At 71.0% G+C, this 25,853-nt stretch carries 28 protein-coding genes; 18 read left to right on the top strand and 10 right to left on the bottom strand.

Features of this window, described 5'->3' with window-relative positions:
* Positions 1-2 precede the first annotated feature (2 nt).
* Positions 3-1,457, bottom strand: a complete 1,455-nt coding sequence (locus ACQP00_RS13790; RefSeq protein WP_433218921.1) for a M1 family metallopeptidase — start codon at positions 1,455-1,457, stop codon at positions 3-5.
* Positions 1,454-1,828: a nuclear transport factor 2 family protein gene (locus ACQP00_RS13785; protein WP_433218919.1), complete on the bottom strand. Its 375-nt coding sequence runs from the start codon at positions 1,826-1,828 to the stop codon at positions 1,454-1,456. The genes ACQP00_RS13790 and ACQP00_RS13785 overlap by 4 nt, the downstream gene beginning before the upstream one ends.
* Before the next feature lie 52 nt (positions 1,829-1,880).
* On the opposite strand from ACQP00_RS13785, the gene ACQP00_RS13780 reads away from it, so the two are divergent.
* The gene (locus ACQP00_RS13780; RefSeq protein ID WP_433218917.1) at positions 1,881-2,252 is read left to right on the top strand and encodes a metalloregulator ArsR/SmtB family transcription factor; all 372 of its coding nucleotides are present in this window, start codon (positions 1,881-1,883) and stop codon (positions 2,250-2,252) included.
* The gene (locus ACQP00_RS13775) at positions 2,249-2,734 is read left to right on the top strand and encodes an SRPBCC family protein (protein WP_433218915.1); all 486 of its coding nucleotides are present in this window, start codon (positions 2,249-2,251) and stop codon (positions 2,732-2,734) included. The genes ACQP00_RS13780 and ACQP00_RS13775 overlap by 4 nt, the downstream gene beginning before the upstream one ends.
* Here ACQP00_RS13775 and ACQP00_RS13770 read toward each other — a convergent pair.
* Genes ACQP00_RS13770 through ACQP00_RS13760 form a run of 3 tightly spaced genes read right to left on the bottom strand, consistent with a single transcriptional unit; the run spans position 2,721 to position 4,072 of the window.
* Entirely contained in the window at positions 2,721-3,128 is a 408-nt protein-coding gene (locus tag ACQP00_RS13770) for a VOC family protein (protein ID WP_433218913.1), read from the bottom strand. The two genes, ACQP00_RS13775 and ACQP00_RS13770, sit on opposite strands and share 14 nt — an antisense overlap.
* 9 nt (positions 3,129-3,137) lie before the next feature.
* Entirely contained in the window at positions 3,138-3,536 is a 399-nt protein-coding gene (locus tag ACQP00_RS13765) for a helix-turn-helix transcriptional regulator (protein WP_433066511.1), read from the bottom strand.
* Positions 3,537-3,586: 50 nt separating this feature from the next.
* Positions 3,587-4,072, bottom strand: a complete 486-nt coding sequence (locus ACQP00_RS13760) for a hypothetical protein (protein WP_433218911.1) — start codon at positions 4,070-4,072, stop codon at positions 3,587-3,589.
* 165 nt (positions 4,073-4,237) lie between these two features.
* Between ACQP00_RS13760 and ACQP00_RS13755 the strand changes: the two genes are divergently transcribed.
* Positions 4,238-5,581, top strand: a complete 1,344-nt coding sequence (locus ACQP00_RS13755; protein WP_433218909.1) for an ABC transporter substrate-binding protein — start codon at positions 4,238-4,240, stop codon at positions 5,579-5,581.
* A gap of 1 nt (position 5,582) precedes the next feature.
* Here the strand turns inward: ACQP00_RS13755 and ACQP00_RS13750 are convergent, their stop codons facing one another.
* The 3 genes from ACQP00_RS13750 to ACQP00_RS13740 form a co-directional block, all read right to left on the bottom strand.
* Positions 5,583-5,915: an ArsR/SmtB family transcription factor gene (locus ACQP00_RS13750; protein ID WP_433218907.1), complete on the bottom strand. Its 333-nt coding sequence runs from the start codon at positions 5,913-5,915 to the stop codon at positions 5,583-5,585.
* Complete coding sequence (locus ACQP00_RS13745; RefSeq protein ID WP_433218905.1) at positions 5,905-6,336, bottom strand: SRPBCC domain-containing protein; 432 nt, start codon at positions 6,334-6,336, stop codon at positions 5,905-5,907. Before ACQP00_RS13745 ends, ACQP00_RS13750 begins: the two co-directional genes overlap by 11 nt.
* A gap of 64 nt (positions 6,337-6,400) precedes the next feature.
* A complete protein-coding gene (locus ACQP00_RS13740; RefSeq protein ID WP_433218903.1) occupies positions 6,401-7,207 on the bottom strand; it encodes an alpha/beta fold hydrolase in 807 nt (268 codons plus the stop codon).
* Between the two features lie 117 nt (positions 7,208-7,324).
* On the opposite strand from ACQP00_RS13740, the gene sigJ reads away from it, so the two are divergent.
* The 12 genes from sigJ to ACQP00_RS13680 all read left to right on the top strand — a co-directional run bounded on the left by sigJ (position 7,325) and on the right by ACQP00_RS13680 (position 19,723).
* Entirely contained in the window at positions 7,325-8,188 is an 864-nt protein-coding gene (gene sigJ / locus ACQP00_RS13735) for an RNA polymerase sigma factor SigJ (protein ID WP_433218901.1), read from the top strand.
* Positions 8,178-10,220: an MMPL family transporter gene (locus ACQP00_RS13730; protein ID WP_433218900.1), complete on the top strand. Its 2,043-nt coding sequence runs from the start codon at positions 8,178-8,180 to the stop codon at positions 10,218-10,220. The genes sigJ and ACQP00_RS13730 overlap by 11 nt, the downstream gene beginning before the upstream one ends.
* Before the next feature lie 9 nt (positions 10,221-10,229).
* Positions 10,230-10,571, top strand: coding sequence for an MmcQ/YjbR family DNA-binding protein (locus ACQP00_RS13725; protein WP_433218898.1), 342 nt, complete (start codon positions 10,230-10,232; stop codon positions 10,569-10,571).
* Positions 10,572-10,640: 69 nt separating this feature from the next.
* On the top strand, positions 10,641-11,006 hold the full coding sequence (locus tag ACQP00_RS13720; RefSeq protein ID WP_433218896.1) for a LiaF domain-containing protein: 366 nt from the start codon (positions 10,641-10,643) through the stop codon (positions 11,004-11,006).
* Positions 11,007-11,070: 64 nt separating this feature from the next.
* A complete protein-coding gene (locus ACQP00_RS13715; RefSeq protein ID WP_433218894.1) occupies positions 11,071-11,985 on the top strand; it encodes a sugar phosphate isomerase/epimerase family protein in 915 nt (304 codons plus the stop codon).
* A 57-nt stretch (positions 11,986-12,042) separates the two neighbouring features.
* A complete protein-coding gene (locus ACQP00_RS13710; RefSeq protein ID WP_433218892.1) occupies positions 12,043-12,801 on the top strand; it encodes an endonuclease/exonuclease/phosphatase family protein in 759 nt (252 codons plus the stop codon).
* Between the two features lie 22 nt (positions 12,802-12,823).
* Positions 12,824-13,654, top strand: a complete 831-nt coding sequence (locus tag ACQP00_RS13705) for a MerR family transcriptional regulator (protein ID WP_433218890.1) — start codon at positions 12,824-12,826, stop codon at positions 13,652-13,654.
* 104 nt (positions 13,655-13,758) lie between these two features.
* Positions 13,759-15,231 carry an arabinofuranosidase catalytic domain-containing protein gene (locus tag ACQP00_RS13700; protein WP_433218888.1) on the top strand — a complete coding sequence of 491 codons (1,473 nt, stop codon included), beginning with the start codon at positions 13,759-13,761 and terminating at the stop codon, positions 15,229-15,231.
* A 53-nt stretch (positions 15,232-15,284) separates the two neighbouring features.
* On the top strand, positions 15,285-16,712 hold the full coding sequence (locus ACQP00_RS13695; protein WP_433223844.1) for a glycine hydroxymethyltransferase: 1,428 nt from the start codon (positions 15,285-15,287) through the stop codon (positions 16,710-16,712).
* A gap of 121 nt (positions 16,713-16,833) precedes the next feature.
* Complete coding sequence (locus ACQP00_RS13690) at positions 16,834-17,361, top strand: SigE family RNA polymerase sigma factor (RefSeq protein WP_433218886.1); 528 nt, start codon at positions 16,834-16,836, stop codon at positions 17,359-17,361.
* The gene (locus tag ACQP00_RS13685) at positions 17,358-18,695 is read left to right on the top strand and encodes a hypothetical protein (RefSeq protein WP_433218884.1); all 1,338 of its coding nucleotides are present in this window, start codon (positions 17,358-17,360) and stop codon (positions 18,693-18,695) included. The genes ACQP00_RS13690 and ACQP00_RS13685 overlap by 4 nt, the downstream gene beginning before the upstream one ends.
* 65 nt (positions 18,696-18,760) lie before the next feature.
* Complete coding sequence (locus ACQP00_RS13680) at positions 18,761-19,723, top strand: hypothetical protein (protein WP_433218882.1); 963 nt, start codon at positions 18,761-18,763, stop codon at positions 19,721-19,723.
* Positions 19,724-19,726: 3 nt separating this feature from the next.
* Here ACQP00_RS13680 and ACQP00_RS13675 read toward each other — a convergent pair whose 3' ends face one another.
* Both ACQP00_RS13675 and ACQP00_RS13670 read right to left on the bottom strand, forming a co-directional pair.
* On the bottom strand, positions 19,727-20,872 hold the full coding sequence (locus ACQP00_RS13675) for a DUF1996 domain-containing protein (RefSeq protein ID WP_433218880.1): 1,146 nt from the start codon (positions 20,870-20,872) through the stop codon (positions 19,727-19,729).
* A gap of 41 nt (positions 20,873-20,913) precedes the next feature.
* A complete protein-coding gene (locus ACQP00_RS13670) occupies positions 20,914-22,527 on the bottom strand; it encodes a hypothetical protein (RefSeq protein ID WP_433218878.1) in 1,614 nt (537 codons plus the stop codon).
* A 99-nt stretch (positions 22,528-22,626) separates the two neighbouring features.
* On the opposite strand from ACQP00_RS13670, the gene ACQP00_RS13665 reads away from it, so the two are divergent.
* The 3 genes from ACQP00_RS13665 to ACQP00_RS13655 all read left to right on the top strand — a co-directional run bounded on the left by ACQP00_RS13665 (position 22,627) and on the right by ACQP00_RS13655 (position 25,813).
* Positions 22,627-23,277: a hypothetical protein gene (locus tag ACQP00_RS13665; RefSeq protein WP_433218876.1), complete on the top strand. Its 651-nt coding sequence runs from the start codon at positions 22,627-22,629 to the stop codon at positions 23,275-23,277.
* A 63-nt stretch (positions 23,278-23,340) separates the two neighbouring features.
* The gene (locus ACQP00_RS13660; protein ID WP_433218874.1) at positions 23,341-24,144 is read left to right on the top strand and encodes an SAM-dependent methyltransferase; all 804 of its coding nucleotides are present in this window, start codon (positions 23,341-23,343) and stop codon (positions 24,142-24,144) included.
* 28 nt (positions 24,145-24,172) lie between these two features.
* Positions 24,173-25,813: a putative bifunctional diguanylate cyclase/phosphodiesterase gene (locus ACQP00_RS13655; protein ID WP_433218872.1), complete on the top strand. Its 1,641-nt coding sequence runs from the start codon at positions 24,173-24,175 to the stop codon at positions 25,811-25,813.
* The last annotated feature ends 40 nt before the right edge of the window (positions 25,814-25,853 follow it).

The raw sequence follows: 25,853 nt of genomic DNA, 5'->3' as shown, positions 1-25,853 counted from the left end.
CACTACTTCGGTGTCGTGGGCGAGTCGAGCCAGGTGTTGATGAGGCTCGTGAAGTCCTTGCCCGTGTGCTGGTTGACGAACGCGATGAAGCTCGCCCGGTCCTGCGCGGTGCCGCGATTCTTCTGCGCCCAGTCGGTACCCAGGGAGAAGAACGCCTCGTCGCCGATCTGCTTGTGGATCTGGTGCAGCATCAGGGCGGGGCAGATGTAGACGTTGCTCTCCGCGAAGCTGTCCGCCCGCGGCTTGCCCGGCGGCCCGAGGGTCTTGCGCAGGCGGGCGTCGGTGGTGCGGGCCCAGTCCTCCCACTGCTTGTCGGTGACCTTGTCGCGCTCGTTGGTGTACAGGAACTGGGCGTACTCGGCCCAGCCCTCGTTGAGCCACAGGTCGTTCCAGTTCGTCGGCGACACCGCGTCGCCGAACCACTGGTGGGCGTACTCGTGCAGCAGGTCGGCGTCGAAGCCGCGCTTGAAGTCGGCCTCGCTGCCGTAGTCGGGCAACCCCATGGTGATCATCTGCTGGGTCTCCATGCCCGACGCCGACGGGACCATCAGCACCCCGGCGCTGTCGAACGGGTACGGCCCGAAGTGCTTGGTCAGCCAGTCGAGGTACTGCGGCGACTTGCGCAGATACGGCAGCGCCTTGTCGTCGGCGCCCGGCCGGTACCAGTAGCTCAGCGGCACCCCGCCGGGCCCGGTCCCGGTCTCCTGCTTGTACTTGCCGACCGCGAGGGTCGTCAGGTAGGTGGCCACCGGCGTGGTGGCGCTGTAGCGGAACAGGTTGCCGTCCTTGCCCTTCGGCGTGCCGCCGGCGATCGCGGTCCAGCCGTCAGGAACGGAGACCGAGATGTCGTACAGCGCCTTGTCCGACGGCTGATCGTTGGCCGGATACCAGGTGCTGGCCCCGTACGGCTCCTGCATCGTCCACAGTGCACCGTCCTTGGTGACCGTGAGCCCGAGCGGCTCCACGTCGTTGCGGTGCGAGGGCATCGCGACGGTCGTGGGCGTGCCGTGGTACCGGATGACGAGCTCGGCCAGCCCGTCCTTGGCCACCTTCCCGGCCACGGTCAGCTTGGTCCCGTCGACGGCGCCGGTCACGCTCGCGCCGTCGAGGGTCACGCCGTCGATGGTGTAGGCCTTGGAGAAGTCGAGCTTCACGTCGCTCAGGTCGGCCGCCGCCCGCAGCTGCAGCGTGGCCGTGCCGGTGAGCGTCTTGGTGTCGGGCGCCCAGGCCAGCTCGAGTCCATAGTGGAGCACGTCGACACCGGGGTTGCCGTAGCCCGGGTACACGGGGTCGGCGACCGGAGTCGACCGCCCGGCCGCGTACTTCTCGAACGCCGGATTAGCCGAGGGACTGGCTGACGCGGTAGCCGCCTGCGTCGGTGCCGGCTTGGGCTCCTCGCCGGAGCACGCCCCGAGCGCGAGCGCGCCACACAGGACGAGGGGAATGAGGGGTCTCACGGGGTGAAATAGTCCCGCAATGAGCGGATCTTGTCGCCGTCGCGCCGGAAGATCTGCACGATCGACACGGTGGTCGACCCGTTCGGTCCGTCGAGCACCGCGTCGATCTCGGCGATGAACACGCCCGGGTCCTGGGTCTCGTGCAACGTGGACCGGCTCGCTGCCAGGTTGAGCTCGCCTTCGGGACCGGGGCGCTGCTGGATTTCGGCGACCCCGCGCTCGATGTCGGCACGGCCTTCGAGCCGCAGGCCCTCGATCGGCCCCTCGTACACACCGTCATCGGTGAACAGGTCGGCGACGGCCTTGGGATTCCGGCTCATCGCCCCGGCGTAGATGTACCGCTGAAACAGCTCCTCATGCGAAAGCGTCACTTTTTCAAGTGTATCTCGACGTACATGTAACACGTCGGTTACGCTTCCCGGCGTGGACGAGGTGGCGGCGGCCATTGCTGATCCCGTGCGGCGGCGGATTCTCGAGACGTTGCGTGAGGGGCCGGTTGCGGCTGGGCGGATCGCGGCCGGGTTCGAGATCAGCCGGCCCGCGATCAGTCGGCATCTTCGCGTGCTGCGGGAGAGCGGGCTCGTCCGCGACACGCTCGTCGGGCGGGAGCGGCACTACGAGCTGGACACCTCGGCGCTCGAAGGACTGCGGGCGTGGATCGACGGGCTCACCGCCGAGCGGGGATCCGTCTGGGGTCGGCGCTTCGATGCCCTGGAGACCGAGGTCTACCGCACCCGGCGCGAGCGGCGGCAAAGCGGGCAGCATCAGGAAGTACCAGACGAGGAGAGCGCATGAACGGAAGACTTGTCCGGGCCGGGGAGCAGCACGACCTCGTCCTCACGCGCAGGTTCAAGGCGCCGATCGAAGACGTGTGGGCCAGCGTCACCGAGTCCGAGCGCAGCGCGCGGTGGTTCGGGCCGTGGGAAGGCGAGGCCGGGCCGGGGCGGACGATCAAGGTGCGGATGGTCCAGGAGGAGGGCGAGCCCGTGATGGATCTGCGCATCGACGCGTGTGAGCCGCCGCGGCGGCTGGCGGTTTCCGGGTCCGATGAGGCCGGCGGGTGGAAGATGGAGATCCGGCTGGTCGAGGAGGGCGGGGCGACCGTGATGGAGTTCGTGCATCACGGGGTCGATCCGGCGCAGGTCGGGGAGATCGGGCCCGGCTGGGAGTACTACCTCGACCTGCTCGTCGCCGCCCGCGACGGTACGCCCGAACCGGAGTTCGAGGCGTACCTCGCGCGGTTCAAGCCGCAGTACGAGCGGCTTACAGCTGGCTGATGCGCACCAGGTTGCCGGCCGGGTCGCGGAAGGCGCAGTCGCGGACGCCGTAGTCCTGGTCGGCGGGCTCCTGCACCACGTCGGCGCCGGTGGCCTGGACGCGGTCGAAGGTGCCGGCCAGGTCCTCGGTGGCCAGGACGATCGAGGCGAAGCTGCCCTTGGCCATCAGCTCGACGATCGTGCGGCGCTCGTCGTCGGTCAGGCCGGGCTCGATCGCCGGTGGGTACAGAACGATCGACGTCGACGGCTGGTCCTTGGGGCCGACGGTGATCCAGCGCATGCCCCCGAGGCCGACGTCGTTGCGGACCTCGAAGCCGAGCGCGTCGCGGTAGAACGCCAGCGACGCATCCGGGTCGTCGGCGGGGAGGAAGGTGTGCTGAATGATGACGCTCATGCGCCCACGTTAGACGCCGGGGGCGGGCGCCACTTCTCGATTCCTGATCGGCCGCATGACCTGTTTCGCCACGCAGTGCGGGATGCCGCGGGCGTCCTCGGCGGCGCGGCGGCGGTACACGCTGGGGGACATCCCGACCAGCTCCGAGAACCTGGTGCTGAACGTGCCCAGGGACTGGCACCCCACCGCGAAGCACACGTCGGTGACGGAGAGGTCGCCGCGGCGCAGGAGGGTCATCGCGCGCTCGATGCGGCGGGTCATGAGATAGCTGTACGGCGACTCACCGTACGCGGCCCGGAACGCCCGGCTGAGGTGGCCGGACGAGACGTGCACGCCGCGCGCCAGGGCCTCCACGTCGAGCGGCTGCGCGTACTCACGGTCGATGCGGTCGCGCACGCGCCGCAGCATCGCGAGTTCGCGCAGCCGGGGGTCGGTGTTCACCGGTCCAGGATGCCATCTCAGTACGTTCGGTAGTGACACCAGCCCCGCGCGGCCCGCGTGTTGAGCAGGATCACGAACAGCAGCGGGAACGCCACGGACATGAGCGTCGTCGCGTACGGGGCGCCGGCCGTGTAGCCCTGGTAGACGCCGCCGGCCACGCTCAGGCCGTTGAGCAGGGTGAGCAGCACACGGACCCAGTTGCGGCCGTTCTGCAGCTTCCGCCCGAGCACGATCGCGATGAGCCCAATGAGGGCGATCGTGCCGATGACGGTGTACGTCGCGAGCGTGAGCGTTTCCGGCCTGGTCGTGTACACACTGTTGCCGGCGGGCAGGTCCCACTTCGGGGTGACCTTGGCCGCGGCGAGGGCGAGCAGCGCGGCCGCACCGAGCATGAACACCCCGCCCAGGTACTGGAAGATGGCCACGATGTGCAGGGAGATCGGGGCCGTGGAGCGGACCGGGTAGGGCTGCCAGGCCTGCTGCGGCTGGTATGCGTACGCCATGCGACCAGCCTGGTCCGCGCCGGCCGCGGAGAAATCCCGGTTTCATGCCAGTTCCCTTTTCCACCGCTTCTGGTCAAGGTTTCCTCAAGGTCCGGATTACGGCCTGTGCCCGGTGGCGCGACGGCGCTTAGGTTCGCCGGGGCCGTTTCGGGAGGGCAGGGGTTCGTGAAGCGCAGGGCATCGATGGTCGCCGCGGTGGTTGGACTGGCGCTCATCGTCGGTGGTTGCGGTACGACAGTGGCGGACGGCGGCGGCGACGACGGCAGCCCGATGCACGTCCACCTGTACGGCTCGGACGCCAACATGTCGAACTCGCTCCGGGACAAGCTGACCGACATGCCCGCGATCCTGTCCGGGATGGTCGGCACGGCGCCGCTGCTGGAGTTGCCCGAGTCGTTCAAGGAGCGGCTGCGCGGCGTCGACCCGTCGCTGGCCGACTACGGGTACGCCGCCGAGGCCTACGACGCGGTGATGCTGGCCGGGCTGGCCGCCGAGTCCGCGCGCTCGACGGAGGCGCCGGCGATCTCGAAGTTCATGGTGGGCGTCTCCAACGGCGGCACCGTGTGCGACGACGCCGCCACCTGCCTGGGACTGGCCAAGGCGGGCCGGGACTTCGCGTACCGCGGGGTGTCGATGCGCCGCAGCGGGTTCACGGATGCGGGCGAGCCGTCGTCGGCCTCGTACGGCGCGCTGCACTTCAGCCGCAGCAACACGGTGAACGACAACCTGACCGAGTACATCGGGGCGGGCGACCCGGCGAGCGCTTCGACGACGGCGCCGCCGCCGTACCCGGCGTATCCGAGCACGAACGCGAAGAAGCGCATCCCGCCGCTGAAGGTCGGCGGCCTCATGCCGCACACGGGCCGACTGGCGTTCCGCAGCGCGCCGCGGTTCGCCGGTGCGCGCCTCGCCGTGGCCGACCTGAACGCGGCCGGCGGCGTGATCGACCAGCCGGTCGAGTGGGTCGACGGCGACGACGGCACCGACGAGAAGGTCGCCGCGGCCACCGTGGACCGGCTGGTCGGCCTGGGCGTGCAGGTCCTCATCGGCGCGTCGTCGTCGAGCGTCACCAAGGCGATGATCCCGCGGATCGCGGCGGCCAACCGGATGCTGATCTCGCCGTCGTCCACTTCGGACGAGCTGACCTCGGTCGCCGACAACGGGCTGTTCTTCCGTACCGCACCGCCGGACACGCTGCAGGCCCGCGCCCTCGCCGACGTCATCATGCGCGACGGCCCGCATCGCGTCACGATCGTGGCCCGCGAGGACGCCTACGGGCTGGGGCTGCAGAAGAACGTCAAGGCCGACCTGCTGACCGCGGGCATGGCCGACGGCGCGGTGGATCTGATCTCGTACCCGATCACGACCGAGGACTACGCGGGGATCGCCGCCCGCATCCGGCAGAACGCGCCGGACGGGGTGCTGATCCTGGGCTACGACGAGACGGCCCTGATCGTGAAGGCCCTCGCGGCCCGCAAGGTCGGCACCGCCGAGGGCCTGGGCGGCTGAGCTAGGCGCGATCCAGGTGCTCGCTCAGCGCGTCCAGCCGGCCGTCCCAGTCGCGCGCCAACGCGGCCAGGAACTGCTGCGCCACCCGCATCGGCGCCGAATTCACCTTGTACCGCACCCGCCGGCGCTCCCCCGGCTCGGCCGTGACCAGGCCGGCGTCGGACAGCAGGGCGAGGTGCTTCGCGATCGCCTGCCGGGTGATGGGCAGGCGGTCGGCCAGGTCCGTCGCCGTGGCCGGACCCTCCTGGGCCAGCGCGGCCAGGATGGCGCGCCGGGACGGGTCGGCCAGGGCGACGAAGACCTGCTCGGCGATCGCCTCGTGATCAGGCGGCATTGAGGTAGTCGACCAACTCACCCAGCTCGTGCTTCCAGCCCCCGGTGTTGCTCTCGAAGGCCTTACGGTACGCATCCTCGGGCAGCTGCGCGAAGCCGGACTCCACCATGCGCAGCCGGGTGCCCGCGCCGGCCGGTTCGAGGCTGAACTCGACGTACGTGCGGCGCGGGTCCTCGGCCGCCAGCCCGTTGATGCCCCAGGTGAACGCGAACAGCGACGGCTCGTCGACCCGCTCGATGTGCAGCGTGGCCTGGTCGCCGCTGTCCCAGGTGAGCTTGGCGGTGCCGCCCTCGCGCAGGTCGACGGTGGCGCCGTTGCCGAACCACGTGCCCAGGCCCTCGGCGGTGGTCAGCGCGGCCCAGACCTTGGCCGGGGCGTGCGCGAGCTCGACGGTCCGCTCGATGCGATCGGGGAATCCCATGACAACCTCCAGTGAGTAGCAACCATTCGGTTGCTACAAACGTTATTGCAACCGTTCGGTTGCGTCAAGGCCGGGCGGCGAGGAACTCCAGGATCGCCGCGTTGGTCGCCTCGGGCTGGTCCAGGTTGGCCGCGTGCCCGCAGTCCTCCAGCGTCACCACCGAGGACAGCGGATTCGTCGCGGCGACGGCGGCCGCGTGCTCGCACGGCCACAGCTGGCTGTCCCGACCGGCAATGAGCAGGTTCGGTACTTCCATCCGCGCGATCACGTCCCGCCAGTCGGCCTCGGCGTGGCTCTGCAGCAGCGCCCGCCGCTCCGGGGTGCCGGGGTCGGCGAACGCGGGCGCGCCGCCGAGCAGCTCGACGATCCGGGCGAACCCGGCCGTACGCGGCTGCCGCAGCCCCCGCCCGGTGTCGGGCACCCCGTCGGCGAAGAACGTCCCGACGTTCTCCTTGGTCAGGCCGTAGAACCCGTGCTCCCAGCCGTCGCCGTTGACCATGCGCGGGGTCTGGTCGATGCTGACGACGGCCCCGATTCGGGCCGGGCCGAACAGGTCGTAGTACGCCCAGACCGCGCTCGCCCCCTGCGACCCGCCGACCAGCACCGCGTCGCGCAGGTCCAGCTCGACGAGCAGGTCGTGCAGGTCGGCGCCGTGCCGGGACATGCGCTGCCCGTACGCCGGCGACTCGGAGCGCCCGTGCGAGCGGCGGTCGAAGCCGATCACCCGGTAGCCGGCCGCGGCCAGCTCGCGCCGCTGCAGCTCCCAGCTCTCCAGGGGCGCGCAGAAGCCGGCCGGGAGCACCACCGGCCGGCCGTCCCCCTCGTCCTCGTAGTGCAGGCGTACCCCGTCCCCGCTGGTGAAGTTCGGCATAATCCCGAATCTACCGACGTGCGGAGCGCTGAGACGCCGGTCACAGATTCGGCGCGCGCATCACACTCCGGGCGGGCCGGGGCTCTCAGGTCGCAAACACCACGGGAGGTACCAGCGATGCCTGACGTTTTCGGCGACCACCGCGAACTGCTGTTCTCGGTTGTGTACAACATCCTCGGCAGCGTGGCCGACACCGAGGACGTGCTGCAGGACACGTGGCTCGCCTGGACCGGCCGGGAAAGCGACGCGGGCGCCGGGCCGGTCGAGCACCCGCGGGCCTACCTGGTGCGGGTCGCGGTCAACCGGGCGCTGCGCCAGCGGGCGGCGATCAGCCGGCGGCGCGAGACGTACGTCGGGCCCTGGCTCCCCGAACCGCTCGTCCGGCCGATCGAGGAGGATGCGGCCGAACGCGCCGAATCGGTGTCGATGGCGCTGCTGGTGGTGCTGGAGACGCTGACGCCGCTGGAGCGCGCGGTCTTCGTGCTGCACGAGGTGTTCGGCTACGCGCACCCGGAGATCGCCGAGATGCTCGGAAAGACGCCGGCGGCGGTACGGCAACTGGCCCACCGCGCCCGCGCGAGCGTCCACGCCCGGCGGCCCCGCTACGAGCCCGATCCGCGGCTGCGACGGCAGGTCACCGAGCGGTTCCTGGACGCCGCGCTCGGCGGGAACATCGACGCGCTGCTGGAGATCCTGGCCCCGGAGGTCACCCTGTGGGGCGACGGCGGGGCGCAGGGCGCGGGCGGCACCAGGCCGATGCAGGGGCGGGAGAAGGTGGCCCGGCTCATCGCCGCGATCGCCCAGCGGCCCGGGCCGGGGCTGCGCATCGCGTACCGGCGCACCAACGGCGACCCGTCGGCGCTGCTGCTCGCCGGCGACGAACCGTACGCGGTCATCGTGCTCGACCTGGCGCCCGGGGACGGCCAGGTCACCGGCATCTACGTGGTCGCGAACCCGGAGAAGCTGACCAATGTGGGCTGACCTCGTTGCCGGGCGGCGCGGCAAGTGGGTCGTCGTCGCGATCTGGGCCGTGCTGCTGGTGCCGGCGCTCATGCTCGCCGGGCGGCTCGGTGACGCCGAGGAGAACGACAACGCGGCCTGGCTGCCGGCCGGGGCCGAGTCGACCGCGGCGGCCGAGCGGGCCGCGAAGTTCCTGCCCGCCGACGCGCTGCCGGCGATCGTCGTCTACGACCGGCCGGGCGGGCTCACCGAGGCCGACGTGGCCAAGGCGCGCGCCGACGCCGAGGCGTTCGCCCGCGTTCCCGGCGTCGCCGGTACGGTCCAGGGCCCCCTCGTCTCCGATGACGGCGCGGCGATCCAGACCGTGGTGCCGGTACACAAGGATCGGACGGGCTGGGAAGGCATCGGCGCCACCGTCGACGCCCTCACCGCCATCGGGCAGCGCGACGCGAACGGGCTCGGCTTCCACGTCGCCGGGCCGGCCGGCTACGCGTCGGACTCCATCAAGGCGTTCGGGCAGGCCGGCATGCTCACCACGGTCACCGCGCTGGCGGTGCTGGCGATCCTGCTCGTGACGTACCGGAGCCCGCTCTTGCCGTTGTTGCCCTTGCTCACCGCCGGTGGCGCGCTGGCGGCGGCCGAGGCGCTCATCTTCCTGCTCGCCGAGCACGCCGGGCTGACCGTGAACAAGCAGACGAGCTTCCTGCTCGTGGTGCTCGTGTTCGGCGCGGCGACGGACTATGCGATGTTGCTGATCTCGCGGTACCGCGAGGAGCTCCAGCGCCACGCCGACCGCCACGAGGCGATGGCCGAGGCGCTGCGGCGCTCCGCCCCCGCCATCGTCGCGAGCGCGGCGACGGTCGCGGTGAGCGTGCTGCTGCTCATGTTCGCCTCGCTCGGCTCCACGCGCGGGATGGGCCCGGCGTGCGCGATCGGCATCCTCGTCGGGCTGCTCGCGATGCTGACGCTGATGCCGGCGCTGCTGGTCATCTGCGGCCGCCGGGTGTTCTGGCCGTCGTTCACCGCCCGCCGCGAGCGCTTCTGGACGCGCACGGGTGACGCGATCGCCCGCCGCCCGCGCACGGTCTGGATCGGCACCCTGCTCGTCCTGGGCGCGATGGCGCTCGGCGTGCTCGGCCTGCGCGCGAACGGACTGTCCAATCGCGACCAGTTCGTCGGCCGCACGCAGCTGTCCGCCGCCGAGGACGTCCAGGCCCGGCATTTCCCGGCCGGCGCGGGCGATCCGATCGTCGTCGTGTCCGCTGCGGACACCGCTTCCACCGTCCATCTTGTACTGTCCAATGTCGACGGCATCGCGAACGTCTCGCCGCCGGTGGTCAAGGACGGCGAGGCGCTCGTCCTCGGCGAGCTGCGCGATGTGCCGGGCAGCACCGGGGCGATGCGCACCGTCGAGCGCGCCCGCTCGGCCCTCCGCGGTGTCGCCGGAGCCGGCGCCCAGATCGGCGGCAACACCGCGGTCGCCCTCGACACCCAGCGGGCGGCGGCGCGGGACGACCGGCTGATCATCCCGATCGTGCTGCTGACGGTCCTGCTGATCCTGGCGCTGCTGTTGCGGGCGATCGTCGCGCCGCTGGTGCTCATCGCCACGGTGGTGTTGTCGTTCGGGGCCGCGCTCGGGGTGAGCAGCCTGGTGTTCAACCGGCTGTTCGCCGGCGCCGACGCGTCGTTCCCGCTGCTGACGTTCGTGTTCCTGGTGGCGCTCGGCATCGACTACAACATCTTCGTCGTGACCCGGGTGCGCGAGGAGGCGCGGCGGCACGGCACCCGGCGGGGCGCGGTGCGGGGCCTGGCCGCCACGGGCGGGGTCATCACGTCGGCGGGGTTCGTGCTCGCCGGTACGTTCGCCGCGCTGGGCTCCCTGCCGCTGGTCTTCGCGGCCGAGCTCGGCTTCGCGGTCGCGTTCGGCGTGCTCCTGGACACGCTCGTGGTGCGCTCGGTGCTGGTCACCGCCCTCATCCTGGACGGCCGCTTCGGTGCCCGGTTCGGGAAGGTCGTCGAGCCTGAGCGGGTCCCCGTGGGGGCGGGCATCTAGGCTCGGCCCATGGCAGACGCCGACGACGTGCGCCGGATCGCGCTCGGCCTCCCCGACGTGGTGGAGATCGACAGCGACGGGTTCGACTTCCGGGTGGGCAACAAGGGCTTCGTGTGGTCGTACCCCGAGCGCCTCCCCGGCAAGCCGCGCGTGATCCGGACCGACATCGCCGTGCTGTACGTGGGCGACGAGGCGGAGAAGCAGGCGCTGCTGCTGGGCGAGCCGGAGCACTTCTTCACCGACCCCGGGTACGACGGCCTGCCCCTGGTGATGCTCCGCCTCGCCACCGTCGATGCCGCCCGCCTCGACGAACTCATCACCGACGCCTGGCGCATGCGCGCTCCCGCATGACATCTGTCATCCCGGGCCCATGCGCATCGGCATCCGCCTCGGGGCCGGGCCCCGCCTACCGTCAAGGTCATGGATGAGAACGAGACGCCGTTCCTGACCGGCAAGTCGGGCGCCACCTGGTACTTCAACCTGCTCGGCGGCACCAAGCGGCGCGGCCCTTGGACCATGCCCCAGGACATGCGCGTCATCGGCCCCCTCGGCGGCGCCAACCTCGACCTGACCGAGGCCACGCTGCCGGAGCACCCGGTCCTGACGAAGATCAGCCTCATCGGCGGCGTCTCCCTGCGCGTCCCGGCCGACGTCGAGATCGAGGTCGAGGGCTTCCGCATCTTCGGGGGCGTCCGCATCGCCCCGCCGACGGTTTCGCCGGTTCGCAAGCTCAAGGTCCGCGAGTACAGCCTCATCGGCGGCATCCACGTGGAGCGGGAGCATTAGGGCAGACTTTCGCTCAAAAAGACAAAAGTTCTGTTGATCTCAGCAATTCGATAGCGTGCGATGTATGGAACTTTTGTCTCGTCGTTCTGTGCTCGGAGCCGCCGCCGGGGCCGCCACGCTCGCCACCGTGGGGAGCGCCGGTCCGGCCGGGGCGCATGAGGAATCGCGCGGCACGCCGCACCGGGTGCCGCGCGAGCAGATCAGCGTGCAGTTGTACACGCTGCGCGACCAGCTCAACATCGATCTCGCCGGGAGTCTGGCCGAGCTGAAGCGGATCGGCTTCACGCGCATCGAGCATGCCGGGTTCGTCGGGCGGACGGCCGCGCAGTTCCGGGCGGCGCTCGATGCGGCCGGGATCAAGGCGACCTCGGGGCACGTCGGGATTCCGCAGCCGTTCGACGCGAACGTGTGGGAGCAGGCGCTGCACGACGCGAACGTGGTCGGCAACAAGTACATCGTGCATCCGTTCTTCGGGATCGACTCGGCCACGGGGCAGCCGATCCGGGACGGGGCCAAGTATCGGGCGATGGCGCGGGACCTGAACCGGGCCGGAGCCATGGCGCGGCGGGCCGGGATCGACTTCGGGTACCACAACCACAACCTGGAGTTCACCCGGCAGGACGGGGGCAGCCGCACCGGGTACGACATCCTGACCGCCGAGACCGATCCCGGGCTGGTGCATTTGGAAGTGGACCTGTTCTGGGCCTGGGTCGGGGCGGCGGACCCGGTCGACCTCATCGCCAAGCACCGCGGGCGGATCCGGCAGGTGCACGTCAAGGATCTCAACACCGCCCGCAGTTTCGAGGACGCCGGGTCGGGGCTCATCGACTTCGGCCGGATCTTCCAGCACACCCGGGAGGCCGGGATCGCCGAGTTCATCATCGAGCGCGACGACGCCGGCACGCCGCCGCGCACGCCGGCCGATGCGCTCACGACCGCGCGCAACGGGTTCCAGTATCTGGACAACCTGCGTTTCTGAGCACCTCCGGCCGCCCTCGATGCGCGTCGGGGGCGGCCGCAGGGCAGGGTGTGCACTGTGGAACTTCGACTGCTGACGTTCAACGCGTTGTTCAAGGGCGACGTGCGGCCGCGCATCGAGGCGATCGGGGCGCTGCTCGAGCGGTCCGACTACGACGTCGTGTGCCTGCAGGAAGTGATGGCGCCGGCGATGGCGCGGTTGCTCGGGCGGCTGGCGGCGTCGTTCGGGCACCGGCAGTACACCGGCGGGGGTTTGGTCAAAGGCGGGCTCGTGCTGCTGTCGCGGCGGCCGATCGCCGCGCGGGAGTTCGTGCGGTTCCCGCTCACCCGGCCGGTGCGGCCGGAGCTGTTGATGCGCAAGGGTGCGCAGATCGCGCGGTTGCACACCGCGGCCGGGCCGTTCGTGGTGGTCAATACGCACCTGTCGGCCAATCGCGACGACGACTGGAGCGCGCAGAACCGGTTCACGGCGGTGGCGCGGGCGGAGCTCTCGACCCTGAGCGGTGCGCTTTCCGCGATTGATCCGGGTGTACCGGTAGTGGTCTGCGGCGACCTGAACCTCCCCCGCACGTCGGCGGCGCTGGCGGAGTTCCGCGCCGGCAACGGGTTGCGCGATGCCTTGGTCGGCGACGATCGCCCGACGTATCGGCCGACGGCGCAGTGGCCGAATCCGCCCGCGTTCGACCACGTGTTGCTGCGCGGTCCGGTCACCGCGGCGGGCCGGATCGTGCTGACCGAGGACTCCGTGACGTTGCCGGACGGTCGCAGCGTGTACCTGTCCGACCACTATGGAGTGGCGGCCGACCTCCGAGTTTGACCTTCACCCGGGGTCAAGGCGCATGGTGATCGATGTGGACACGAGCGACCTGCTGACCATCGGGGTGTTCGCGCGGCGCAGCTGGCTCTCGCCGCGGGCATTGCGCTTGTACGAGCAGCAGGGCCTCCTGCTGCCCGCGCTCGTCGACGAGCGGACGGGGTACCGCTGGTACCGGCCCGACCAGCTCGAGGCGGCCCGGCTGGTGGCCCGCCTGCGCCGCCTGGAGATGCCGCTCGCCCGGATCGCGGAGATCGTGGCGGCGCCGCGCGGGGACGCGATCGGGCTGCTGGACGCGTACTGGACCGACGAGGAGTACCGCGTCGCCGCCCGCCGGGAGCTCGTGAACCACCTGCGCATCCGATTGCTGGGCGAGGAGGGGGATCTGTCGATGTACGACATCCAGGTGCGGGACGTGCCCGAGCAGCTGGTGCTGACCGAGCAGCGGCACGTCCGCGTCCAGGAGCTGCAGGGCTGGATCGACGAGGGCATCGGGCGGCTGCTCAAGGCGGCCACCGGGCACGGCGACGGCCTGGCCGGGCCGTGTTTCATCATCTATCACGGCGCCGTGAACGAGGACTCGGACGGGCCGGTGGAGATCTGCCTGCCGATCACGCCCGGCAGCGACGTCGCCGCGGCGACCCGCGTGGAGGCGGCGCACCGGGAGGCGTACACCCGGATCAAGAAGTCGCAGGTGGAATTTCCGCAGATCCTCTCGGCGTACGACGCCGTGCAGCAGTGGTTCGACCGGGAAGGCGCGACGCCGCTCGGAGCACCGCGGGAGGTGTATTTCGCGGACTTCATGGCGGCCGGACCCGACGACCTCGTCTGCGACATCGCCCAGCCCATCGAATAGACATGGTTGACATCGCTCTATGTGAGCGATAACACTCGGGACACTCCGCAGAACGCCGCACTGCCATGTGAGCGTTCACACCCCATCGTCCCCGAGAGGCCCCCATGCGTCTCAGATCCTGGTTCGTCAGCGCCGCCGCCGCGGTGCTCGGGCTCGGCGTGCTCGTCGCGCTGCCCGGCACCGCCGAGGCGGCCGGCACCCTCCCGTGCGACATCTACGCCAACGGCGGCACCCCCTGCGTCGCCGCGCACAGCACGACCCGCGCGCTCTTCGGCTCGTACAGCGGCTCGCTCTACCAGGTCCGCCGCTGGTCGGACGGCGCCACGTCCAACATCGGCACGCTCAGCGCCGGCGGCTACGCCAACGCGGCGGCCCAGGACTCGTTCTGCTCCGGCACCTACTGCACGATCGTGCGCATCTACGACCAGACCTCGCGCCACAACGATCTGACCATCGCCCCTGGTGGCGGCGCCAACCCGACCGCCGACCAGGGCGCCAACGCGGCCGCGCTGCCCGTGACGGCGGGCGGGCACAAGGTCTACGGGGTGTACATCTCGGCCGGCAACGGCTACCGCAACAATAACACCAACGGCGTGGCCACCGGCAGCGCGCCCGAGGGCATGTACATGGTCACCGAGGGCACCCACGTCAACGACCGCTGCTGCTTCGACTACGGCAACGCCGAGACGAACAACCTGGACACCGGCAACGGTGACATGGACGCCATCTACTTCGGCAACCTGTGCTGGTTCTCCCCCTGCGCGTCCGGCCCGCGGGTCGCCGCCGACCTGGAGAACGGCCTGTTCGCCGGGGGCAACGGCTCCAACACCGCGAACACCGGCCGCAACTCCGCCTTCGTGACGGCGATGCTGAAGAACAACGGCACCACGACGTACGCGATCAAGGACGGCAACGCGCAGTCCGGTGGGCTCAAGACCCAGTACAACGGCGGCCTGCCGACCCAGTCCGGCTACCGGCCGATGACCAAGCAGGGCGCGATCATCCTGGGCATCGGCGGCGACAACAGCAACGGCTCGGTCGGCTCCTTCTTCGAGGGCGTCATGACCAGCGGCTACCCGACCGACGCGACCGAGAACTCGGTGCAGTCGAACATCGTCTCGGTCGGCTACAGCAAGAGCGTGACATTTCCCGTGAATGGCGCCGCATACCGGCTGACCAACCTCGCGAGCGGCAAGGTGCTCGACGCGGTGAACTGCGGCACGGCCAACGGCACCGGCATCCAGATGTGGCAGAACCTGAACAACGCCTGCCAGCAGTGGCGCTTCAACAACGTCGGCCCGAACAAGTGGACCATCACCAACGTCAACGCCGGCAAGGTGCTCGACGCGGTCAACTGCGGCCTGGCCCTCGGCACCGCCACGAACCTGTGGCAGTCGCTGGGCAACACGTGCCAGCAGTGGGCGGTCATCCCGGCGGGCAACGGCCGGTACGAGATCGTCGTCGAGAACAGCGGCATGGTCCTCGACGACCAGAACTGCGGCACCGCCAACGGCACCAAGGTCCAGATGTGGATGTGGCTGAACAACACCTGCCAGCTCTGGTCGTTCTCCTCGTAAGGGCTGGTCCAGGGCGGTCGGTAGGATGGAGCCGACTGCCCTGGGCCCCCTGCATTGGAGTTTTCTTGAACGCCGAGTCGACTGCATTCCGTGCCGCGTTGGAGGCCGTCCGCGCCGTTGAGCCGCGCATCGCCGACGCGATCGCGAAGGAGCTCACCGATCAGCGGGAGTCGCTGAAGCTGATCGCGAGCGAGAACTACGCCTCGCCCGCCGTCCTGCTCGCGATGGGCAACTGGCTGTCGGACAAGTACGCGGAGGGCACCATCGGCCGCCGCTTCTACGCCGGCTGCCAGAACGTCGACACCGTCGAGTCCGTCGCCGTCGAGCACGCGAAGGCCCTGTTCGGCGCCCCGTACGCCTACGTACAGCCGCACTCGGGCATCGACGCCAACCTCGTCGCCTACTGGGCCATCCTGGCCGACCGGGTCGAGGTGCCCTACCTGGCCAAGTTCGGCAAGCGGCAGGTCAACGACCTCACCGACGCCGAGTGGGCGGAGCTGCGGGCGGCATTCGGCAACCAGCGCATGCTCGGCATGTCCCTCGACGCCGGCGGGCACCTCACCCACGGGTTCCGCCCGAACATCTCGGGCAAGATGTTCGACCAGCGCAGCTACGGCGTCGACCCGGCCACCGGCCTCATCGACTACGCCGCGCTGCGCGAGACCGCCCGCGAGTTCAAGCCCCTGGTGATCGTCGGCGGATACTCCGCGTACCCCCGCAAGGTCAACTTCGCCACGCTGCGCGAGATCGCGGACGAGGTCGGCGCCACCCTCATGGTCGACATGGCCCACTTCGCGGGCCTCGTCGCGGGCAAGGTCTTCACCGGCGACTTCGACCCGGTGCCGCACGCGCACATCGTGACCACGACGACGCACAAGAGCCTGCGCGGCCCGCGCGGCGGCGCCGTGCTGGCCCAGCCGGAGCTCGCCGACCAGGTCGACCGCGGCTGCCCGATGGTGCTCGGTGGCCCGTTGTCGCACGTCATGGCGGCCAAGGCGATCGCGTTCGCGGAGGCTCGCCAGCCCTCGTTCGCGACCTACGCCCAGCAGATCGTGACCAACGCGCAGGCGCTGGCCGAGGGTCTGGCCCGGCGGGGTGTCGAGCTGGTTTCGGGCGGGACCGAGAACCACCTGGTGCTGCTGAACGTGCATCCGTTCGGCCTCACCGGCCGCCAGGCCGAGCAGGCACTGCTCGACTCCGGCGTGGTCACCAACCGGAATGCCGTGCCGAACGACCCGAACGGCGCCTGGTACACCTCGGGCATTCGGATCGGGACGCCCGCCCTCACCAGCCGGGGGCTCGGGGCCTCCGAGATGGACCAGATTGCCGAGCTGATCCACACGGTGTTGTCCGGGACCTCGGCCGCTGAGGGGTCGAAGGCGAAGTACCAGCTCGATCCGGCGCTGGCCGATCGGGTGAGCAAGCAGGCTACTGAGCTGCTGGCGCCGTTCCCGCTGTACCCGTCGGTCGACCTGGGCTGATTCACCGCTTCTCGTGGGGCCGGCGCCTTCGGGCGCCGGCCCTTCGGCGTTGGGCCGTCAGCGGCAAAGCGGCGTGCAACCGAATTCGGGGTGGGGGCGCACCTATGTGCAGGGAGGTGTCATGCCGCGGGCAGAGACGGAAGAGCAAGAGCAGTTTCGGGAGTACTTCACGGCAAGGCACGACGCAGTCCGCCGGACCGCCTACGTGTTGTGCGGCGACTGGCATTGGGCCGACGATCTCACGCAAGCCGCGTTCATCCGCCTGGCCACCGGCTGGCGCACGGTGCGCGATCGCGGCGCGCTCGACGCGTTCGTCCGCACGTGCCTGGTCAGGGCGTACCTGTCGGACGTGAAACGGGTCTGGCGGCGCCGGGAGCGCAGTGTCGCCGAGCCGCCGGACCGCGCCGGGAGCGGAAACTCGGCCGAGCGGGCCGACGGCCGGATGACGTTCGAGGCCGCGCTGCGCAAGCTGCCCCCGCGTCAGCGGGCGGTCCTGCTGTGCCGGTACTACCAGGACCTCGACGTCGCCGAGACGGCCGCGACGCTCGGGTGCTCGCAGGGCACGGTCAAGAGTCAGGCCGCGCGCGGGCTGGCGAAGCTCAAGGAGTTGCTCAACGAACAGTCGACGATGCTGGGAGGCCGGCGGTGAACCCCACGCGGACGGATTTCGAGGAGATCGCCGGGAAGAGTGCGCCGCCGTCGCGGTTGTCGGCCGACGGGGTGTACGCGGAGGCGTTCCGGCGGCAGCGGCGCCGCACGACGGCGTGGGTGGCCGGTGGGGTGACCGCGCTGCTGCTCGCCGCCGGGACCGGTGGCGCGCTGCTGAACCGGGCGGCGCCGGCACCCGCCACGCCGAGCACGTCGGCGGCACCGAGCACATCGGCGGCGCCGAGCGTGGCGCAAGCCGAGCCGCAGGGGCCGGTCGTGCGGGTGGAGGCCGCCGACGCCGAGCACCTGTACGCCGCGGTCAACGACTGCACCGGCAAGTGCCGCGTGAAGCTCATCGGCTCCGACGACGCCGGCAAGTCGTGGACGGTGCGCCAGGACGACTTCGGCGGCGGCGGGGACTTCACCGCGCCCGTGCCCGGAGTGCTGTTCCGGACCGTGGCGACGTTCAACGACAAGTACGACGGGCAGGCGGCGAACGGGCCGAAGGAGTACCACGCGTACGAGATGAGCAGTGACGGCGGGCGGACCTGGCGCGGCATGCAGGAGAGCACGCAGGCGGTCACCGAGATGCCGGTGGGCGGCTGGATCGACCGGCCCTGCTGGTCCGCCGACGACCCGTGCCTGGTCAAGGCCTTCGACCCGGTCACCGCGCGGATCGCGCCGCTGAAGAACCAGCCGCCGGTCGACGGGGAGGTCGCCTTCGTGCCCGCCGCGGCCGGGCTCTGGGTGGCCGGCCCGCAGAAGACCAGCTCACCGGATGACATGGGGCGGGCCGCCGTCGCGGTCAGCCACGACCGCGGCCGCACCTGGACGACCCGGGCGTTCGGGGACGAGCATCCGAGCGGGCGCCCCACCGTGGTGGCGTTCACGGCGGACGGCGTCACCGGGTACGTCGTCGTCCAGCAGACCAACCTCGAACTGGACCGGAACGCGCCGGCCACGCCGACCCCGAACAGGACGACGAGCCTGGTCCAGCGCACCTCCGACGGCGGGCAGACCTGGCAGGAGGTCGACCTCGGGCACACGCTGCCGGCGCAATACACGATCTTCAACGGCGACGGGTTCGTCGCCACCGACGGGACCCACGTGGTGTTCGTCCGCGGCGACGGACCGGTCACCTGGGTGGCCGGCAAGGACGGGAAGTACCAGCCGGGCAAGCCCGCCGGGCTGGGCGACAAGCTGACCAGCACCGGCCTGCACCCGATCGTGATCACGGTGGCCAAGGGGTTGTACGTCGCGTTCGACTCCAACGCCGTCTACCGCTCCACCGACGGCCGCACCTTCACCCGCATCCCGGTCGACGCACCCCGCTGACCGCTGACCGCACGGCCCGGACTCGGCGAAAGCGGGTCCGGGCCCGTGCGCGTTAGGCTGCGCGCGTGAGCAAGCTCGAGACCCTGGGCGTGCTGGCGCACCGCGGCGGGCTGATCGCCGAGCACCCCCAGCTGACCGTCGGCGTCGTGCACGCGGTCTCCCGGCCCACCGGCCTGGAGCTGGAACTGCTCGCCCGCCGCCCGCTGGACCGCCGCACCGCGGAGCAGCGCCAGGCGGACATCCGCGCCGGGCGCACCGGTCCGCCACCCGCCCCGCGCCGGCTGCTGCCCGCCTTCGACGAGGGCATGGAGCTGCGGGTCGGCTGGCTCGACGAGGACGGCCGCCCGCACTGGGAGTTCGGATCGTGGCAGGGCAGCAGCGGCGACTTCTTCGGCGGGACCGACGGCCCGAGTCTGCGCACCCGGCTGCATTTTCCGCCACGGTACTCCCATGTGCCCGTCGTCCTCGCCTGGCCCGAGATCGGCTTCCCGGAGACCGTCGTGGACCTACCGTTGCCGGACCGCGCGACGGTCGAGCGCGGCACCGTGTCCATTTGGGACGCCCCGCTGGACGGCCGCGAGCCCCCGGACGGGTTGACCTATCGCGCCGAGGACGCGCCGCTCGACGAACCGCACGTGGAGGCGGGCCGGATCGTGGCGGCACCGCGGGTACTCAACCGGGAAGAGCACGCGGCCGTGGTGCTCACCCGCGTCACCGCGCTCGGCGACCTGCTGGCCCTGGAGATCTCCAGCGTGGCGCGGGGCGAACGGGCCGCCGCCGCGAGCGCGACCGCCTTCCCGCCGCGCGAACCGGCCCGGGCCCCGGGCGCGGCGATCGCCGCCGTGCACGACGGGGCCGCGACCTGGGCCCGCTCCCACACGGGCTCGGCGGCCGGCGGGTACGAGACCTTCGAGGCCAGCACCGGCTACACCGTGCGCCGCCCGGCCGGTAGCACCCTCACGCTGCTGTCGGCGTGGCCCGCGGCCGGCCTGCCGGCACGCTGTACAACGGTCGAACTCGATGCCTGAGCGCTATTTCTGGTAGCCGTTGTTGTCGCAGGTGCGCCGCTGCTGCACGCAGTTCTTCGTGCGCTTGTTCATCGTGGTCACGTCCCACACCACGAACGCGTCACCGTGCATCGAGGAAGCGGACTTGCCCTCCGGATCGGAGGCGAGGTAGTAGCCGGCGGTGCTGCCTTTCACGCCGTACTGGATGTCGAACGTGATGGCCGGAATCTTCACCGGATGGCTCTTCGGGCACGCGTTGCCGGAGCCGTAAGCGACGTGGTCCTTGTGATTCGGGCTGTCCAGGTGCTGACCGTCCCAGCAGTCCGGGAACTGCAACATGAAGTGCAGCGTCGCCCCTTCACCGCAAATAGGCCAGTTCCCGTTGGTACTGCGGGCAACCCCATCGAGATCGCCCGGCCCGTAGAACGCGCAGTAGAACTGCCCCTTCGCCCCGCGCGGCGTCGGCTGCTGCTTCTTCGCGTCGCCGGAAATCATCCGCAGCCCGGTCGGCATCGGCATCTGCCCCGCGCCGGAACTCATGAGCGACCGGTAGTACACCCGGAACCCCGTCGTCTCGGCCGGCTTCCCACTGGCGGCGTCGTAGAGCGTCGGCACCCAGTACGCCGAATGGTCCTGCACGGGCTTGCACGAGGTGGCGGTGTACTTCTGCAGATCGGCGACCGTCGTATCGGCCTTCGTCACCGCGTTCCCCACGAACGAATGCATGTGCGAGGCCCCCGGCAACCCCGGCGCCACAATGGGATCGTCGGCGAGCGAATGGCTGTACTGGCAGTCGGCCCGAAACTCCGCCAGATTCCCGACCCCGGCCGGCACCGGGTCCATCGCGAGCGCGTTGTACGCGTCGACCTGTGCCTTCCACGCCACCGGATCGACATTGACCCACCCGGGCGGCGCGGGCTTGACGCTGGCCGCCTTCCCGGACGCACCGGCCGAGGCGCCCGCCGACCCGGACTGCGCCGTCCCCCCGAGCCCCGCCTGCGCGTCCTCCCACGTCGGCCCGGCGGAGGCCGCGAGCGCGTTGTCGGCGCCGGCGGGCTCGGCCCGCGCGTCGGTCCGGTTGAGGTACACGACGGCCGCCCCCACCCCGAGCAACACGACGACGGCACCGGCAATGAGACTGCGCTTGCTCAACAGCGCGGAGAACGACACGGCGCAGATCGTAGGCGCCCCGCCCCGCAGCCCCTAGTGATCTAATTGAGCCTTAAAGCACGGACGTCCCACAGGCGGACGCCCTCGATGGGGCGGCTCGGGCCGAACAGGTCGTCCAGCAGCGCGTGCTGGGCGGCGAAGGCCTGGTCGGGCAGGCTGATGATGATCGCGGTGTGCCAGTACGCGAGGTCGGCCCGCGCCGCGCTGCGGTCGGCGTCGGTCACTGGGCGGGGGGCGCGCAGCAGGCGGTCCAAAGAGCGCGCCGGCGGGCCGACCACGGCGTGGTGGCCCGTGACGCCGCCCTCCGGGCCGAGGAAATAGCCGTGCGAAAGGCGCATGTCGAGGCCCGTGGCGGTCGACCAGGACAGGGCCGTCCAGTGGTCGAAATCGGCTAGGGGCACGACCAGTACCGAATCATCGGCATCCACGTAACCGCGCCAGGCGCCGCTGGAAACGAAGGCCGGAATGGCCGGGCGGTCGATGACCGGCGTGGGCGTCGGGGCGGCCGGAACGAGCAGCGCGGCGACCAGGCCCACGGCCAGGATCCGGGACGGGAAACGGCACCGGGCCACGGCCAGGGCGGCGATCGGGGCGAGGGACCACGTCAATGCCTCACCCATCCGGGTCGGCAGCAGCGTGTCGAACAACGGCAGGTGGGCGAGCAGCGCGTAGGGGCCGGGAATGCCGGTCGCCCGGCCGCGAATGGTGAGTTCGGTCCCGAACGAGAGGACCAGGAACACGGCGCCGGTGATGGCCAGGGAACGGATCAGGCGGTCGCGCCACTGCCATCCGACGAACGTCAGCGCGGCGAGCATCAGCGGCCAGCCGAGATGGGCGTGCTGTTCGGCCGAGAATCCGGGTGCCGGCGGGAATTCGCTCCACCGGACGGCGACCGAGGTGCGCGAGAACGAGCCGACGCCGAGCAGGTCGGTGTGGAAGGTGGTCATCTGGTGCTCGCCGCCGCGGTACGCGCCGGTGCCGAAGAACTGCCACCACAGCGGGTAGGCCAGCACGACCAGGGAGATCGCGGCCGCCACGCCGAGCCCGGGCAGCAGCGCCCGCCAGCGTAGGCCGCGCCACGCCAGCAGGAACACGCCTAGCGCGAGCGCGGTGATGAACAGCGTCTCCTCGTTGATGAAGACCTGCCAGACGACGAGCGCGGCCAATGCGATGCCGTCGCGGGCGTGCCGCATCTTCACGACCCGCCACGCGATGACGGGGACGAGGAACTGCGCGGCCAGGTTCGGGTGGAAGGTGACGTGACCGACGACGCTGGGCGCGAATCCGCCGAGCAGCCCGCCGACCCAGGCGGCCGGCCGGGAGTCGACGACATGCCTCGACAAGAGCCAATACCAGGCCGCGGCGGTACCGCTCAATGCCAGCACGATCAGCACGTCGAACGCGATTGCGGGGCCGAACAGCCAGGTGATCGGGGCCAGCGGCACGCCGAGGCCGTACTGCATCGTGTTCGCCATCGCGTTGACCCCGACCGGCGCGTTCATCCGGTCGAGCAGGAACGGATTGCCGCCGTGCCCGAGCAGCCGGGCCGCGAGCGCCAGGTGCCATTCCGCCTGAATGCGATCCCCGGGCGTGTACGGCAGCCGCTGCCCCGGATGCGCCAGCAACCGCCCGCAGACGAACAATGCGGCGAGCACATAACTGCCAACAGCGAGAAGATCGGCCCGGCGAAGCACGGGCGAGTTTATCGCTTTCCCGGCAGCGTGCGGCCGCTGACCGGGCTACCGTGCGCGGGCATGCTGACCGTTGAGCAGTACCTGGCGCGGGAGCGCGTCGGCCGCCGCCTGGTCGCCGGGGCGCTGGGCCTGCTCCTCGTGACCCTGATCGGCGGCGTGATCGACGCCGCGCCGGCGTCGATGGTGATCGGCATCGCCGGCGCGATCGGGTCGTACATCCTGTGGATCCCCGGATCCCTGAAGATCGCGGCGGACTTCCGGGCGATGGCGGCGAACTTCCTCGGCTTCCTCGCGCTGGCCATCGCCCTGCTCTTCGCGCCGCGGATCCTGCTGCTGGAGCACTTCGGCGTCGAACGCGTCTGCGTCGTCACCGCCATCGACGTCGGCTCGTCGACCAACCACCGGACCCACACCCGTACCCCGGCCAACGACATCACGCTCGACTGCCCGAACGGCCGGTTCGAGATCGGCGGCGCGTACCACACGCCGATCCGGGGCGATCAGGTGCCGGTCACGTTCGACGTGTTCGGCGTCGCGCGGCCGCAGCTGACCTCGGAGCTGGCCGGCTCGACGTGGTGGATGTGGCCGGCGACCTGCGTGCCGCTCGGGCTGCTCGTGTGGCAGCTGGCCTCGATCCCGCGCCGGCGCCGCGAGACCCTGCGCCGGCTCGCCGAGTCGGACGCGAAGCTCGCCGCCGAACGGGAGGCTTGACTTTGGGGCCATGTGGCCACATTGTGTACCCCGGCAGGCATCGACAAGCGATAAGGTACGGCGATGACGCGACCGGAATGGGCCCCGGAAGGCATTGACATCAGTGTGCCGAACGCGGCGCGGATGTACGACTACTCGCTCGGCGGCTTCCACAACTTCGCGGCCGACCGGGAGATGGTCGAGAAGGTCGTGGCGATGGCGCCCAACGCGCGCCAGATCGGCCTGGCCAACCGGGCGTTCCTCGGCCGCGCGGTGCGCCGCCTGGTCGCGGGCGGCGTGCGGCAGTTCCTCGACGTCGGCTCCGGCATCCCGACCCTCGCGAGCACGCACGAGGTGGCCCAGCAGGCCGATCCGCGGGCCCGGGTGATGTACGTCGACATCGACTCGGTCGCCGTCGCGCACGGCCGCGCGATCCTGGCCGACAACCCCAACGCCGACGTGATGCTGGGCGACGTGCGGGCCCCGGACGACATCGTGCGGGACCCCGCCGTCAGCGGGCTGCTCGATTTCACGGAGCCCATCGCGGTACTGCTGATCGCCGTCCTGCATTTCGTGCCCGACTCCGACGATCCGGCGGGGATCGTGCGCCGGTTCCGGGAGGCGGTGAAGCCCGGCAGCTTCGTGGTGGTCTCGCACGGCTCGCCCCCGCCGCAGCGGGAGGAGGACGCCGAGAAGGTCAGCAGCGTGTACCAGAAGACGTCCACGCCCCTGCACCTGCGCAGCTCCGACGAGATCCGCGGCCTGCTCGCCGGCCTGGAGATCGTCGAGCCGGGTGTCGTCCCGGTGACCGACTGGCACCCGGAACCGGAGGACGCCGGCACCGAACAACGCCCGGAAGTCCTGGCCGCGGTGGGTCGCAAGCCGTAGTGCCCATTGAGATGTATCGTTAGCGCCTATGAGACCGGAGCTCCAGGCGTTCACCCGCGCCTGGACCCGGATCATCACCGATCACACAGTGCTGCGGCACAGTCGCAGCGAGGTGTACGGTCTGCTGGAAGGCTTCGCCCGCCGCATCGACGACACGCTGCGTGCCGATCCGTTCACCCCCGATCCGGCCCGCCGCATCGGCGCCGACCTCGTCCTCGCCGGCCTCGCCACGCCCGAGCTGCTGGGCCGCACCACGACCCTGATCGGCCGCCACTTCGCCGCCGACGGCCGCCTGCCCGCGTTCCTGGGCGCGCTCATCACCGGCCACACCACGGCGCTGATCGACCAGACCGTCGCCGCGCAGGAGGAACTGCGCCGCGCCGAACTGCGCCGCGACTCGGCCCGCCTCGGCCTCACCGACCTGCCCGACCGCGCCGCCCTGCTGAGCCGCCTGCGCACCGCCCTGTCCGCCCCGCAGTCCCGCGTCGGCCTGCTGCTGCTCAACGTGGACCGGTTCCGGACCATCAACGACAGCCTCGGGTACCGCAGCGGCGACCAGGTCCTGCGCACCGTCGCCCACCGCCTCGGCCGCCTCGCCGCCGCCTCCGGCCACTTCGCCGCCCACCTCGGCGCCGACGCCTTCGTCCTGCTGATGACCGACACGACCGGGCCCGACGAGGTGACCAAGGCCGCCGACCAGGCCCTGGCCGCGATCGCCCACACCTTCCCGATCAACAACGGCTACCACCTCCCGATCGGCGCCAGCGTCGGCGTCGTCGAACGCCCCGGCGAGGGCACCGACCCCGCCGCCCTCCTCGGCGCCGCGGAACGGGCCCTGGAATGGGCCAAACGCGAACGCCGCGGCCGCTGGATGGTCTTCGACCCGGACCGCGCCGCCCTGGAAGCCGCGCGGCACGCCCTCAGCGCCGAAATGCCCGACGCCCTGACCAGAGGCGAGTTCATCGTGTACTACCAGCCGCTGGTCGACCTCGCCGGCAGTACCGTAGCCGGAGCAGAGGCCCTGGTCCGCTGGCGCCACCCGGTCCACGGCCTGCTGGCCCCCGGCCGCTTCATCGACCTCGCCGAGCACACGGGCCTGATCGTCCCCCTGGGCGAAGCGGTCCTCCGCCAGGCCTGCGCCCAGGCCGCCGTGTGGCGCACCCCACTGTTCGTCAGCGTCAACATCGCCGCCGCCCAGCTGCGCCGCCCCGGCCTGCCGGCCATGATCAGCGCCATCCTGGACGAGACAGCCCTCCCACCACACCGCCTCCAACTCGAGGTGACGGAAAACGTCCTGCTGGACCCGGAAATGCTGGGCACACTGGACGACCTGGCCCGCATGGGCGTGCGGATCGCCCTGGACGATTTCGGTACGGGCACCTGCCGCCTGGCCGAAATCAGCAACCTGCCGGTCCACACCCTGAAAATCGCGGCGTGCTTCATCGCCTTCCTGCGCGACGACCCCTACGCCGTCACCGGCCCGGACCGCACCGTCCTGACCTCCATCATCAACCTGGGCCGCGACCTGGGCCTGTCGGTGACCGTGGAGGGCATCGAAACCCCGGACCAGGCGCGGCGGCTGCTGGAGCTGGGCTGCGACACGGGGCAGGGCTACCACCTGGGGCACCCGGTGCCCGCGGAGAGCATCACCGACCTGCTCGCCGGCTGAGCCCGCCGAGATCGGCGATGGGCAGCACGGTTACTCGCGG

This window comes from Dactylosporangium sp. CS-047395 (genome assembly GCF_050942185.1).
GTDB lineage: Bacteria > Actinomycetota > Actinomycetes > Mycobacteriales > Micromonosporaceae > Dactylosporangium.
This window is presented reverse-complemented; position numbering and strand designations above follow the sequence as displayed.